The following is a 12,393-nucleotide window of genomic DNA, read 5'->3' as shown; positions in this document are numbered from 1 at the left end:
GATGTCGGGTCGCAAGCACACAGTCTGGTGGATCGTCATCAGCCTCATCGTCGCCGTCTACGCACTGTTCCCGGTGCTGTGGATCGTCTCCCTGTCGCTCAAGTCGCCCGGGGACATCGCGAACAAGCGGTTCTGGCCCACGGCGATCGACTGGTCGAACTACGAGCTCATCTTCACGGGTGCGGCCAAGGACCTCTTCCTCCCGGCGCTCGTGAATTCGATCGGCATCTGCCTCATCGCCACCGTCATCGCCGTGGTGCTCGCCACCCTGACGGCATACGCGGTTGCCCGGCTCGACTTCCCCGGCAAGAAGTTCATCCTCACCATGGCGCTCGCGGTCTCGATCTTCCCCGTCATCTCCCTCGTCACCCCGCTGTTCCGGATCTGGTCGGCGATCGGGCTCTACGACACGTGGGCGGGCCTGATCATCCCCTACCTCTCGCTCACCCTTCCGATCTCGATCTGGACGCTTGCGGCGTTCTTCCGGCAGATCCCGTGGGAGCTCGAGCAGGCGGCACAGGTCGACGGGGCGACGAGCTTCCAGGCGTTCCGCAAGGTCATCGTGCCCTTGGCCGCGCCCGGCGTGTTCACCACCGCGATCATCGCCTTCTTCATCGCCTGGAACGACTTCGTCTACGGCATCTCCCTGACCTCCACCTCGGCGGCGCGCCCGGTGCCGGCGGCACTCTCGTTCTTCACCGGAGCCAGCCAGTTCGAAGAGCCGGCGGGGGCGATCTCCGCGGCCGCCATCATCGTCACCATTCCGATCATCATCATCGTCCTCCTCTTCCAGCGCCAGATCGTCTCCGGCCTGACCTCGGGAGCGGTGAAGGGATGATCAGCCCAGCAGCCACAGCCACCGGTCGCGGGAGCGCAGAGCAGCACTCTGCGGACCCGCGGATCGTGACCGCACAGATACGGAGCACACGACCATGTCAGTGATCGAACTGCGCAACATCGTCAAGCGCTACGGCGACGGATTCCCGGCGATCAACGACGTCAGCCTCGACATCGCCGAGGGCGAGTTCGTCATCCTTGTCGGGCCCTCCGGTTCGGGCAAGTCGACGCTTCTGCGGATGATCGTCGGCCTCGAGGACATCACCGAGGGGGACCTCCGCATCGACTCCGAACGGGTCAACGACTCCGCACCCCGGGAGCGGGACCTGGCGATGGTGTTCCAGAACTACGCCCTCTATCCGCACCTCACCGTGGCCGAGAACATCGCGTTCCCGCTCATCCTCGCCAAGGGCCAGTACAGCAGGCAGGAGATCGACGAGCGGGTGTCGCGGGCGGCGAAGCTCCTCGAACTCGGCGACCACCTCGACCGCAAGCCTGCAAACCTCTCCGGCGGTCAGCGTCAGCGCGTGGCGATGGGGCGGGCGATCGTCCGCGATGCGAAGGCCTTCCTCTTCGACGAGCCGCTGTCGAACCTCGATGCGAAGCTGCGGATCCAGATGCGCACGGAGATCGCGCGGATGCAGCGCAACCTCGCGGTGACGACCGTCTACGTCACCCACGACCAGACCGAGGCGATGACGCTCGGGGACAAGGTCGCCGTGCTCAAGAAGGGCGTCCTCCAGCAGTACGCCAGTCCGCAGGAGCTCTACGACGAGCCGGTCAACCTCTTCGTCGCCGGCTTCATCGGCTCCCCGCCGATGAACTTCCTGCCGGTGGAGAACGTCGACGGTGAGCTGCGCTCGCCCTTCGGCGTCTTCACCCTGCCCGAGGGCGAGCGGGAGAAGCTGCGCGACGCACCCCAGTACCTCGTCGCCGGCATCCGACCCGAGGACTTCCACGATGCGGCGACGATCGACGAGGAGCGCCGCGGACGCGGCGCCCTGCTCAGCGCCGAGGTCGACGTCACCGAATGGCTGGGCAACGAGGTCTACGCCTACCTGCCCTTCGAAGCGGCGCCCGCCGTGCGCGAGGCCCTCGAAGAGCTCGACCGGGACCTCGACGGCGAAGGCGCGCGCACTCAGGTCGTCGCCGTCCTCGATCCGGCGACGAATGTCCAGGAGGGTGACACCGTCGACCTCTGGTTCGACCCGGCCAAGGTCATGGTCTTCGACCCCGAGACGGGGGAGAACCTCACCCGCGACCCGGAGAACGCGAAGCGTCTGGCAGCCGAATCGGAGGCCGCCCGGAAGCGCGCGCTCGACCGTGCCAAGGCCCAGCAGAACGGGAACGGGCAGTCGCAGCGCAACGGCGGGATCCGGGCCGACGGCGAGGTTCAGCAGAACGGTCAGACTCAGTCCGCCACCGAGGCATAGCCCCACTCAGTTCACCACCGCCGCCGAAGCATGAGAACGACTCCGGTTGCGTGAGGGAAGGCCGCCTCGGCGGGGCGGCTTGTACGGGTGGAGGACGACCGCTTCGAGCAGGTGCAGCCGCCGAACCAACCCGTGTGTGGTCGATAAACCGAGGCGAATCGGCGATCTGGGCGCATTTTCCACGGTTCTGCGACCACTAACGGGACGGTGAGCTTGCGGGTCCACGGTTCTTCGACCACTAACGCGCTGTTGCCGCCCTGAGAAGCGTCGTCATCGCTGCGGTTAGAGGTCGAGGCCGCCTCGGCGGGGCGGCTCGTGCGGTGGAGGACGACCACCTCGGCGGGGCGGACATGACGGGTGGAAGACGAGCGCCTCGAGCAGGGGCAGCCGCCGAACCACCCCGTTTGTGGTCGTTAAACCGAGGAGAATCGGCGATTTCGGCGTATTTACCTCGGTTTTGCGACCACTCACGGGACGGTGAGCTTGTGAGTCCTCGGTTCTTCGACCACTAACGGGACGGTGAGCTTGTGAGTCCTCGGTTCTTCGACCACTAACGGGACGGTGAGCTTGCGAGTCCACGGTTCTTCGACCACAGACGCGACTTCGGGCCGAAAGAACCCCGACGGAGGCATCGCGGACTGGTGAGTCAGTCGGGCGCGAGCTGCGCTCTTCGGGACGGAAGAAGTTCGGGGCTGAGACCCTTCTCACTCGTGAGGGGTCGGCGGCGGGGAGCCGGAGTGGTTCGCTGAGACTTCTCTCACAAGCGAGAAGCCCGGAATTGCGCGGGATACCGGGACTGTGACAAGATGGTCAGGTTGCGTTTCGGGTGTTGACCCCTGCACTGCGGCCTTCGGCCGCGAACAGCCCGGAACACTATCGGATCGATGAATCTGCTTCACTGCGGGTTCGGACCGAGCAGCCAATGAGTAGAAGCGCCGTCGGACCGCGCGAGGAAATCGAAGGATTTCTCCGCAAGGAACAGCCGACACGCCCGACCGCGGGGGCCGGTCATAGTCAGCCGGCACAGACCACGCCCGAGCATTCTCGGGTGATGGTTGATGGCCGGAAGGAACTGAAGAAAGAGACGACGCCATGGCGGGACAGAAGATCCGCATCCGGCTCAAGTCGTACGACCACGCTGTGATCGACAGTGCTGCACGCAAGATCGTGGACACCGTCACTCGCGCTGGTGCGACTGTTGTGGGCCCCGTGCCGTTGCCGACGGAGAAGAACGTGTACTGCGTCATCCGTTCGCCGCACAAGTACAAGGACAGCCGTGAGCACTTCGAGATGCGCACGCACAAGCGTCTGATCGACATCGTCGATCCGACGCCGAAGGCAGTCGATTCGCTCATGCGTCTCGACCTCGCTGACGACGTCAACATCGAGATCAAGCTCTAAGGGAGGGAAAAATGGCGAACACTCGTTCCTCAGCTCTCCCGACCACCCGCAAGGTCAAGGGCCTTCTGGGTACCAAGCTGGGCATGACCCAGGTGTGGGATGAGCAGAACAAGCTCGTGCCGGTGACCGTTGTGGCCACCGGAAACAACGTTGTCACCCAGATCCGCGACGAGGAGACCGATGGTTACCCCGCCGTGCAGATCGCATTCGGCGAGATCGACCCGCGCAAGGTCAACAAGCCGACCGCAGGTCACTTCGAGAAGGCCGGCGTGACCCCGCGTCGCCACCTCGTCGAGCTGCGCACCGCTGACGCCGGCGAGTACTCGCTCGGCCAGGAGCTCGGTGTCGACACGTTCGAGGCCGGAGTCAAGGTCGACGTCACCGCGAAGACCAAGGGCAAGGGCACCGCCGGTGTCATGAAGCGCCACGGCTTCGCCGGTGTCGGCGCCTCGCACGGTGCTCACCGCAACCACCGCAAGCCCGGTTCGATCGGTGGAGCGGCTACGCCGGGTCGCGTGTTCAAGGGCATGCGCATGGCCGGCCGCATGGGTGCCGTCAAGCACACCACCCAGAACCTCACGATCCACGCCGTGGACCCCGAGAACAACTTCCTGCTCATCAAGGGCGCCGTTCCCGGCCCCAAGGGCGCCGTCGTTCTCGTTCGCTCGGCCGCGAAGGAGGCCTGAACGATATGTCTGATGTCAAGACAGTCGACGTCGTCGATGCCACCGGTGCGAAGACCGGCTCGGTCGACCTGCCTGCCGAGGTCTTCGGCGTGCAGACGAACGTGCCGCTCATCCACCAGGTCGTCGTCGCGCAGCTCGCTGCTGCCCGTCAGGGCACGCACAAGACCAAGACCCGCTCCGAAGTTCGCGGCGGCGGTCGCAAGCCCTACCGTCAGAAGGGAACCGGCAACGCCCGTCAGGGTTCGATCCGCGCTCCCCAGTACAACGGCGGTGGAATCGTGCACGGTCCGGTGCCGCGCGACTACTCGCAGCGGACGCCGAAGAAGATGAAGGCCGCCGCCCTGCGCGGTGCCCTCTCCGACCGCGCACGCCTCGATCAGGTCTTCGTCGTGAAGAACCTCATCACCGGCGACGCCCCGTCGACCAAGCAGGCGAAGCTCGCGCTCGCCGGCCTCTCCGACCGGAAGAACACCCTCGTGGTGCTCGACCGCGACGACGAGGTCACCTACCTCAGCGTGCGCAACCTGCCCCACGTCCACGTGCTCACCTCCGATCAGCTCAACACCTACGATGTGCTGATCGCCGATGACATCGTGTTCACCGAGGCAGCTCTTGCCGCGTTCCTGGGCGGAAACCGCAATTCGGAGGACGCATCATGAGTCTCAACTTCAAGGATCCGCGCGACATCATCATCGCGCCGGTCGTCTCGGAAAAGACCTACAGCCTGATGGACGAAGGCAAGTACACCTTCATCGTCGATCAGCGCTCGAACAAGACCGAGATCAAGAACGCCATTGAATCGATCTTCGATGTGCAGGTCGCCAAGGTGAACACCCTGAACCGTCAGGGCAAGCGCCGTCGCACCCGCACCGGCTGGGGGAAGCGCAAGGACACCAAGCGTGCCATCGTCGCCCTCAAGGACGGATCGATCGACATCTTCGGTGGATCGCTCTAAGCGATCCTTCGCCAGAGAAGGACAAGACTCATGGGAATCCGCAAGCACAAGCCGACGACCCCGGGCCGCCGTGGCTCTTCGGTCGCCGACTTCGTCGAAGTGACCCGGTCGACGCCGGAGAAGTCGCTTCTGCGCCCGCTGCCCAAGCGCGGCGGCCGCAACAACCAGGGACGCGTGACCACCCGCCACCAGGGCGGCGGACACAAGCGCCAGTACCGTGTCATCGACTTCCGTCGCCATGACAAGGACGGCGTGCCCGCCAAGGTCGCACACATCGAATACGACCCGAACCGCACCGCGCGCATCGCCCTCCTGCACTACGCAGACGGTGAGAAGCGCTACATCATCGCCCCGCACAACCTCAAGCAGGGCGCACAGGTGGAAGCGGGACCGGGCGCCGACATCAAGCCGGGCAACAACCTCGCCCTGCGCAACATCCCGGTCGGCACCGTCGTCCACGCCGTCGAGCTCCGCCCCGGTGGCGGCGCGAAGATCGCCCGCTCTGCCGGTTCGTCCGTGCAGCTCGTCGCGAAGTACGGCCGTTTCGCTCAGCTGCGGATGCCTTCGGGCGAGATCCGCAACGTCGACGCCCGCTGCCGTGCCACGGTCGGCGAGGTCGGCAACGCCGAGCAGTCGAACATCAACTGGGGCAAGGCAGGCCGCATGCGCTGGAAGGGCAAGCGCCCGACCGTCCGCGGTGTTGTGATGAACCCGGTCGACCACCCGCACGGCGGTGGCGAGGGCAAGACCTCCGGTGGTCGTCATCCGGTCAGCCCTTGGGGTCAGCCAGAAGGCCGCACTCGCCGGCCGAAGAAAGAGAGCGACAAGTACATCGTGCGCCGTCGCCGGACCGGCAAGAAGCGCTGATTGGAGTACTGACTTATGCCTCGTAGCCTCAAGAAGGGTCCTTTCGTCGATGAGCACCTGTACCAGAAGGTCGCTCGTCAGAACGAAAAGGGCACCAAGAACGTAATCAAGACATGGTCGCGTCGCTCGATGATCATCCCGGACTTCCTGGGACACACCATCGCCGTTCACGACGGACGCAAGCACGTGCCGGTCTTCATCACTGAAGCGATGGTCGGGCACAAGCTCGGCGAGTTCGCACCCACACGGACGTTCCGTGGCCACGAAAAGGACGATCGCAAGGGTCGCCGCCGCTGAGGCGGGGGACTCTCGATCTTAGACAAGAGAGAAGGAAGCGATGGAAGCCAAGGCTAAGGCGCGTTACCTGCGCGTCACGCCTCGCAAGGCTCGGCGCGTCATCGACCTCATTCGTGGTCAGCAGGCGACCGAAGCACTTGCAGTGTTGAAGTTTGCAGAACAGTCCGCATCCGATCCGATCTACAAGCTCGTCGCCTCGGGCATCGCCAATGCGCGTGTCAAGGCCGACGAGGAGGGCCTTGCGTTCGACGAGAACGACCTGGTCATCTCGGAGGCGTTCGTGGACGAAGGACCGACCATGAAGCGGTTCCGCCCGCGTGCTCAGGGACGTGCGTTCCGCATCGAGAAGCGCACCAGCCACGTCACCGTGGTCCTGGCCAGCGGCGATGACCTGCCTCAGCGCAAGAGCCGGAAGGGGAACCGCTAATGGGCCAGAAGATCAATCCGAACGGATTCCGACTCGGAATCACCACGGACCACAAGTCGAAGTGGTTCGCTGACTCGACCAAGCCGGGGCAGCGCTACAGCGACTACGTGCTCGAAGACGTCAAGATCCGTCAGATGATGACCAAGGGCCTCGAGCGGGCCGGCATCTCGAAGGTCAACATCGAGCGCACCCGTGACCGTGTCCGCGTCGACATCCACACCGCCCGTCCGGGCATCGTCATCGGACGTCGCGGCGCCGAAGCCGACCGCATCCGCGGTCAGCTCGAGAAGCTCACCGGCAAGCAGATCCAGCTCAACATCCTCGAGGTGAAGAACCCCGAGATCGACGCTCAGCTCGTCGCTCAGGGTGTTGCCGAGCAGCTCGCGAGCCGTGTGGCGTTCCGCCGTGCGATGCGCAAGGCGATCCAGTCGGCGCAGCGCGCCGGTGCCAAGGGCATCCGCGTGCAGTGCTCGGGTCGTCTCGGCGGCGCCGAGATGAGCCGGTCGGAGTTCTACCGCGAAGGCCGTGTGCCCCTGCACACCCTGCGCGCGAACATCGACTACGGATTCCACGAGGCGCACACCACCTTCGGACGCATCGGCGTCAAGGTGTGGATCTACAAGGGCGACATGACCGACAAGGAGCTTGCCGCCGAGCAGGCGAAGGCTCCTGCTGCCCGCGGCCCCCGTGGTCGTGGACGCGGTCGTGGCGGCCGTGGCCGCGGTCAGGAAGGCGGAGCCCGCCGGAACGACTCGGCCCGTACCACTGAGAACAGCGCCGAGGCCCCCGCGGCTGAGGCCGGAACGGAGGGCTGAGACATGTTGATCCCTCGTCGAGTGAAGTACCGCAAGCAGCACCACCCCAAGCGGGGCGGCGCCGCCAAGGGTGGCACGACGGTGGCCTTCGGTGACTACGGCATCCAGGCCCTCGAGCCGGCCTACGTCACCAACAGGCAGATCGAAGCCGCACGTATTGCCATGACGCGCTACATCAAGCGCGGTGGCAAGGTGTGGATCAACATCTACCCTGACCGACCGCTGACGAAGAAGCCCGCCGAGACCCGCATGGGTTCCGGTAAGGGCTCTCCCGAGTGGTGGGTCGCCAATGTCAAGCCGGGACGGGTCATGTTCGAACTCGCCGGCGTGTCCGAGGAAGTTGCTCGCGAGGCCCTGCGCCTGGCGATCCACAAGCTTCCGCTCAAGGCCCGCATCGTGGCCCGCGAAGGTGGTGAGTGAGCATGGCAATCGGTTCGAAGAACCTGTCCATGGACGCGCTTGACGGTTTCGACAACGAGCGTCTGGCAGAGGAGCTCAAGAAGGCCAAGGCCGAGCTGTTCAATCTGCGTTTCCAGTCGGCCACCGGCCAGCTGGAGAGCCACGGCCGCCTCAAGGCTGTGCGTCGCGACATCGCTCGTATCTACACCGTGCTCAACGAGCGGGAGCTGGACATCCGTCCGAACCCCGCTGATGCGAAGGAAGAGGACAAGTGATGGCGGAGACCACCAAGCCCGAGGCGACGACCCCCGAGCGCAACTCCCGCAAGACTGCGCGTGGCTACGTCGTGTCCGACAAGATGGACAAGACCATCGTCGTCGAGATCGAGGAGCGCATGAAGCACCGCCTCTACGGCAAGGTCATGCGCAAGTCGGTCAAGATCAAGGCTCATGACGAGGAGAACACCGCCGGTATCGGCGACCTCGTCGTCGTGGCCGAAACGCGGCCGGTCTCGGCCGCAAAGCGCTGGCGGCTCGTCGAGATCGTCGAACGAGCCAAGTAAAGCCGGCGTCGCCCCTCCCTCCTGGTCCCGCCCATGGTCTCGTCCGCGAGACCATGGGCGGCTACCGGGAACGGGGTGAGTATGTCAATGAATCCGTTCCGCAAGGCTCGCAGCACCATCGTGAGAACCAGCGCGACGACAGGAGAAAACAGTGATTCAGCAAGAGTCGCGACTCAAAGTCGCCGACAACACCGGAGCCAAGGAGATCCTGGCCATCAGGATCCTCGGCGGTTCCGGTCGGCGCTACGCCTCGATCGGTGACACCATCGTGGCCACCGTCAAAGACGCAATCCCCGGCGGCAATGTGAAGAAGGGTGACGTCGTCAAGGCCGTCATCGTCCGCACCGCCAAGGAACGCCGTCGTCCGGACGGCTCCTACATCAAGTTCGACGAGAATGCAGCAGTCATCCTCAAGAACGATGGGGAACCGCGCGGCACCCGCATCTTCGGACCCGTGGGACGCGAATTGCGTGACAAGAAGTTCATGAAGATCGTCTCCCTGGCACCGGAGGTGTTGTGAGCATGGCGAACAAGCTCAAGATCAAGAAAGGCGACCTCGTCCAGGTGATCGCAGGTGCCCGTCAGTCGCGCGGCGGCGATCGTGGGAAGCAGGGCAAGGTCCTTGCCGTCTACCCCGAGCGCAACCGCGTCCTCGTCGAGGGCGTCAACCGCGTGATCAAGCACAAGAAGGCAACCCAGACTCAGGCCGGCGGCACCGCCGGTGGCCGTGAGACTCACGAAGCCCCCATCCATGTGTCCAACGTGGCGCTCGTTGATCCCAAGGACAACAAGCCGACCCGCGTCGGATACCGCGAGGAGAAGGTCGAGCGGGACGGTCGCACCAAGACCGTCCGCGTCCGCTACTCGCGTCGCACCGGGGAGGAGATCTGATGACGGAGACAAGCACGAACCGTCCGGCGCCGCGCCTCAAGCAGGTCTACCGCGATGAGATCGTCGGTAAGCTCCAGGACGAATTCGACTACGCGAACCCGATGCAGGTTCCCGGCCTGACCAAGGTCGTCGTGAACATGGGTGTGGGTGACGCTGCGCGTGACTCGAAGCTCATCGAAGGTGCGATCAACGACCTCACCCTCATCACCGGCCAGAAGCCGGTCGTGACCCGGGCGAAGAAGTCGATCGCCCAGTTCAAGCTGCGCGAGGGCCAGCCCATCGGTGCGCACGTGACCATGCGCGGCGCCCGCATGTGGGAGTTCGTCGACCGTGTCATCTCCCTGGCGCTTCCGCGCATCCGCGACTTCCGCGGACTCTCGGACCGTCAGTTCGACGGCAACGGCAACTACACCTTCGGTCTCACGGAGCAGTCGATGTTCCACGAGATCGACCAGGATCGCATCGATCGCGTCCGCGGTATGGACATCACCGTCGTCACGACCGCCAAGACCGACGATGAGGGACGTGCTCTGCTGCGTCACCTCGGGTTCCCGTTCAAGACCAAATGATCTCTACGTTGCAGGTCCAAGCGCGCACGTCGCGGGCGGAAACCGTAACGAGGAAGGGCATGAGCCCACAATGACAATGACTGATCCAGTCGCAGACATGCTCACGCGTCTGCGCAACGCCAACTCGGCTTACCACGAGGACGTCAGCATGCCGTTCTCGAAGCTGAAGTCGAACATCGCCGAGATCCTCAAGGAGGAAGGCTACATCACCGGGTGGAGCGTCGAAGACGCGACCGTCGGGAAGACCCTTCGCCTCGATCTCAAGTTCGGCCCCAACCGTGAGCGTTCGATCGCCGGCCTCCGCCGTGTGTCGAAGCCCGGGCTGCGCGTCTACGCGAAGTCGACCAACCTGCCGAAGGTCCTCGGTGGACTCGGCATCGCCATCCTGTCGACGTCCTCAGGTCTCCTGACCGATCGACAGGCCGCCAAGAAGGGTGTGGGTGGGGAAGTCCTCGCCTACGTCTGGTAAGGAGAGGAGAGAAGAGCATGTCACGCATTGGCAAGAACCCGATCTCCGTTCCCTCTGGTGTCGAGGTGAAGATCGACGGCCAGGATGTCGCCGTCAAGGGACCCAAGGGCGAACTGTCCGTGACCATCGCCGAGCCGATCACCGTGTCGCTCGAGGATGGCGTCGTGACCGTGGCCCGTCCTGACGACGAGCGCGAATCGCGTTCGCTCCACGGACTGTCCCGCACCCTGATCAACAACATGATCATCGGTGTCACCGATGGCTACTCGAAGGGCCTCGAGATCGTCGGCACCGGCTACCGTGTGCAGGCGAAGGGATCGAACCTCGAGTTCGCTCTCGGCTACAGCCATTCGATCACCGTCGAACCGCCGGAGGGCATCTCGTTCACCGTCGAAGGACAGAACAAGGTGGCCGTCCACGGCATCGACAAGCAGCTGGTCGGCGAGACCGCTGCGAACATCCGGAAGCTGCGCAAGCCTGAGCCGTACAAGGGCAAGGGTGTGCGCTACGCCGGCGAGAACGTCCGTCGCAAGGTCGGAAAGGCTGGTAAGTAGAGATGGCCTTTGGCAAGAAGGAAAGCTACGGCAAGGGCAGGGCAGCTGCTCGCAAGCGTCGTCACGCTCGTCTGCGCAAGCACGTCAGCGGCACGGCCGAGCGCCCGCGTCTCTCAGTGACCCGTTCCACGCGCCACGTCTTCGTCCAGGTCATCGACGACACCGTCGGCAAGACCCTGGCATCGGCGTCCACCATGGAAGCCGAGCTGCGCGCACTCGAAGCAGACAAGACCGGCAAGGCCCGCAAGGTCGGCGAGCTGGTTGCTCAGCGCGCCAAGGAAGCCGGCGTCGAGGCTGTCGTGTTCGACCGTGGAGGCAACGCCTACCACGGCCGAGTGCAGGCCATCGCCGAAGGTGCCCGTGAAGGAGGATTGGCCCTATGAGCACTGAAGAGAACAAGGAATCGCAGGAGACTGCGGAGAACCGCGGCGGCGACAGCCGCGGCGGTGACAACCGCGGCGGACGCGGCCAGGGTCGCGGACGTGGCGAAGGCCGTGGACGCGGCGGTCGCGGAGACCGCGAGGAGAAGAGCCAGTTCATCGAGCACGTCGTCACGATCAACCGCGTGTCGAAGGTCGTCAAGGGTGGACGTCGGTTCTCCTTCACCGCCCTCGTCGTCGTCGGTGACGGAGACGGCATGGTCGGCATGGGCTACGGCAAGGCGAAGGAAGTGCCCGCCGCGATCGCGAAGGGTGTCGAGGAGGCGAAGAAGAACTTCTTCCGCGTCCCCCGCATCCAGAAGACGATCCCTCACCCCGTCCAGGGTGAGGAAGCGGCAGGCGTCGTCCTGCTCCGCCCGGCCGCTCCGGGTACCGGCGTCATCGCCGGTGGTCCGGTCCGCGCCGTGCTCGATGCCGCCGGCGTCCAGGACATCCTGTCCAAGTCGCTGGGTTCGTCGAACGCGATCAACATCGTCCACGCTGCGATCAAGGCTCTGCAGAACCTTGAGCGTCCCGAGGAAGTCGCGGCCCGCCGCGGCCTGCCCGTCGACGAGGTCGCTCCGCACGCTCTCCTGCGTGCGGCCGCCGAAAGCGGGGCGAAGTCCTGATGGCGAAGCTCAAGGTTACTCAGAAGAAGTCCGAGATCGGCGGCAAGCAGAACCAGCGTGATTCGCTGCGTTCGCTCGGCCTCAAGCGGATCAACGATGTGGTGGTGCACGAGGATCGTCCGGAGATCCGGGGAATGATCAACGTCGTGCGTCACCTTGTGACTGTGGAAGAGGTGGACTGAT

The 12,393-nt window shown here is 64.7% G+C and carries 21 protein-coding genes; all 21 read left to right on the top strand.

The genetic code is table 11. The annotated features are described in order from the left end of the window. Nucleotide 1 precedes the first annotated feature (1 nt). The 21 genes from AAHA49_RS08230 to rpmD all read left to right on the top strand — a co-directional run bounded on the left by AAHA49_RS08230 (nucleotide 2) and on the right by rpmD (nucleotide 12,392). Nucleotides 2-838, top strand: coding sequence for a carbohydrate ABC transporter permease (locus AAHA49_RS08230; RefSeq protein WP_009379189.1), 837 nt, complete (start codon nucleotides 2-4; stop codon nucleotides 836-838). Between the two features lie 94 nt (nucleotides 839-932). Further along, the gene (locus AAHA49_RS08225) at nucleotides 933-2,270 is read left to right on the top strand and encodes an ABC transporter ATP-binding protein (protein ID WP_063249170.1); all 1,338 of its coding nucleotides are present in this window, start codon (nucleotides 933-935) and stop codon (nucleotides 2,268-2,270) included. Between the two features lie 1,092 nt (nucleotides 2,271-3,362). Continuing rightward, on the top strand, nucleotides 3,363-3,671 hold the full coding sequence (rpsJ, locus tag AAHA49_RS08220; protein WP_009379191.1) for a 30S ribosomal protein S10: 309 nt from the start codon (nucleotides 3,363-3,365) through the stop codon (nucleotides 3,669-3,671). A gap of 11 nt (nucleotides 3,672-3,682) precedes the next feature. Further along, nucleotides 3,683-4,357, top strand: coding sequence for a 50S ribosomal protein L3 (rplC, locus tag AAHA49_RS08215; RefSeq protein WP_009379192.1), 675 nt, complete (start codon nucleotides 3,683-3,685; stop codon nucleotides 4,355-4,357). Between the two features lie 5 nt (nucleotides 4,358-4,362). Further along, nucleotides 4,363-5,016 (top strand): 50S ribosomal protein L4, encoded by a 654-nt coding sequence (gene rplD, locus AAHA49_RS08210; RefSeq protein WP_009379193.1) that lies wholly within the window; start codon nucleotides 4,363-4,365, stop codon nucleotides 5,014-5,016. Beyond that, nucleotides 5,013-5,312: a 50S ribosomal protein L23 gene (gene rplW, locus AAHA49_RS08205; protein ID WP_009379194.1), complete on the top strand. Its 300-nt coding sequence runs from the start codon at nucleotides 5,013-5,015 to the stop codon at nucleotides 5,310-5,312. The genes rplD and rplW overlap by 4 nt, the downstream gene beginning before the upstream one ends. Nucleotides 5,313-5,342: 30 nt before the next feature. After that, entirely contained in the window at nucleotides 5,343-6,179 is an 837-nt protein-coding gene (gene rplB / locus AAHA49_RS08200; RefSeq protein ID WP_009379195.1) for a 50S ribosomal protein L2, read from the top strand. Between the two features lie 15 nt (nucleotides 6,180-6,194). Next, nucleotides 6,195-6,476: a 30S ribosomal protein S19 gene (gene rpsS / locus AAHA49_RS08195; protein WP_009379196.1), complete on the top strand. Its 282-nt coding sequence runs from the start codon at nucleotides 6,195-6,197 to the stop codon at nucleotides 6,474-6,476. A 40-nt stretch (nucleotides 6,477-6,516) separates the two neighbouring features. Beyond that, a complete protein-coding gene (rplV, locus tag AAHA49_RS08190) occupies nucleotides 6,517-6,903 on the top strand; it encodes a 50S ribosomal protein L22 (protein ID WP_009379197.1) in 387 nt (128 codons plus the stop codon). Continuing rightward, complete coding sequence (gene rpsC, locus AAHA49_RS08185) at nucleotides 6,903-7,718, top strand: 30S ribosomal protein S3 (RefSeq protein WP_009379198.1); 816 nt, start codon at nucleotides 6,903-6,905, stop codon at nucleotides 7,716-7,718. Before rplV ends, rpsC begins: the two co-directional genes overlap by 1 nt. 3 nt (nucleotides 7,719-7,721) lie before the next feature. After that, nucleotides 7,722-8,138: a 50S ribosomal protein L16 gene (gene rplP / locus AAHA49_RS08180; protein WP_009379199.1), complete on the top strand. Its 417-nt coding sequence runs from the start codon at nucleotides 7,722-7,724 to the stop codon at nucleotides 8,136-8,138. Nucleotides 8,139-8,140: 2 nt separating this feature from the next. Further along, nucleotides 8,141-8,392 carry a 50S ribosomal protein L29 gene (gene rpmC, locus AAHA49_RS08175; protein WP_009379201.1) on the top strand — a complete coding sequence of 84 codons (252 nt, stop codon included), beginning with the start codon at nucleotides 8,141-8,143 and terminating at the stop codon, nucleotides 8,390-8,392. Then, the gene (rpsQ, locus tag AAHA49_RS08170) at nucleotides 8,392-8,679 is read left to right on the top strand and encodes a 30S ribosomal protein S17 (protein WP_063249169.1); all 288 of its coding nucleotides are present in this window, start codon (nucleotides 8,392-8,394) and stop codon (nucleotides 8,677-8,679) included. Before rpmC ends, rpsQ begins: the two co-directional genes overlap by 1 nt. 151 nt (nucleotides 8,680-8,830) lie before the next feature. Next, nucleotides 8,831-9,199 carry a 50S ribosomal protein L14 gene (gene rplN, locus AAHA49_RS08165; protein WP_009379205.1) on the top strand — a complete coding sequence of 123 codons (369 nt, stop codon included), beginning with the start codon at nucleotides 8,831-8,833 and terminating at the stop codon, nucleotides 9,197-9,199. A gap of 2 nt (nucleotides 9,200-9,201) precedes the next feature. Beyond that, nucleotides 9,202-9,570 carry a 50S ribosomal protein L24 gene (rplX, locus tag AAHA49_RS08160; RefSeq protein ID WP_009379207.1) on the top strand — a complete coding sequence of 123 codons (369 nt, stop codon included), beginning with the start codon at nucleotides 9,202-9,204 and terminating at the stop codon, nucleotides 9,568-9,570. Continuing rightward, complete coding sequence (rplE, locus tag AAHA49_RS08155) at nucleotides 9,570-10,139, top strand: 50S ribosomal protein L5 (protein ID WP_009379209.1); 570 nt, start codon at nucleotides 9,570-9,572, stop codon at nucleotides 10,137-10,139. Before rplX ends, rplE begins: the two co-directional genes overlap by 1 nt. 70 nt (nucleotides 10,140-10,209) lie before the next feature. Next, nucleotides 10,210-10,608 carry a 30S ribosomal protein S8 gene (gene rpsH, locus AAHA49_RS08150; RefSeq protein ID WP_009379210.1) on the top strand — a complete coding sequence of 133 codons (399 nt, stop codon included), beginning with the start codon at nucleotides 10,210-10,212 and terminating at the stop codon, nucleotides 10,606-10,608. A gap of 17 nt (nucleotides 10,609-10,625) precedes the next feature. After that, nucleotides 10,626-11,162 (top strand): 50S ribosomal protein L6, encoded by a 537-nt coding sequence (gene rplF / locus AAHA49_RS08145; protein WP_009379212.1) that lies wholly within the window; start codon nucleotides 10,626-10,628, stop codon nucleotides 11,160-11,162. Between the two features lie 2 nt (nucleotides 11,163-11,164). Continuing rightward, nucleotides 11,165-11,545 carry a 50S ribosomal protein L18 gene (gene rplR / locus AAHA49_RS08140; RefSeq protein WP_009379213.1) on the top strand — a complete coding sequence of 127 codons (381 nt, stop codon included), beginning with the start codon at nucleotides 11,165-11,167 and terminating at the stop codon, nucleotides 11,543-11,545. Further along, nucleotides 11,542-12,210, top strand: coding sequence for a 30S ribosomal protein S5 (gene rpsE / locus AAHA49_RS08135; RefSeq protein WP_063249168.1), 669 nt, complete (start codon nucleotides 11,542-11,544; stop codon nucleotides 12,208-12,210). The genes rplR and rpsE overlap by 4 nt, the downstream gene beginning before the upstream one ends. Further along, nucleotides 12,210-12,392 carry a 50S ribosomal protein L30 gene (gene rpmD, locus AAHA49_RS08130; protein WP_009379218.1) on the top strand — a complete coding sequence of 61 codons (183 nt, stop codon included), beginning with the start codon at nucleotides 12,210-12,212 and terminating at the stop codon, nucleotides 12,390-12,392. The genes rpsE and rpmD overlap by 1 nt, the downstream gene beginning before the upstream one ends. Nucleotide 12,393 lies beyond the last annotated feature (1 nt).

Source organism: Brevibacterium ammoniilyticum, from assembly GCF_038429965.1.
GTDB lineage: Bacteria > Actinomycetota > Actinomycetes > Actinomycetales > Brevibacteriaceae > Brevibacterium > Brevibacterium ammoniilyticum.
The sequence above is the reverse complement of the archived record's forward strand: the minus strand, read 5'-3'. Positions and strand labels throughout refer to the sequence as shown.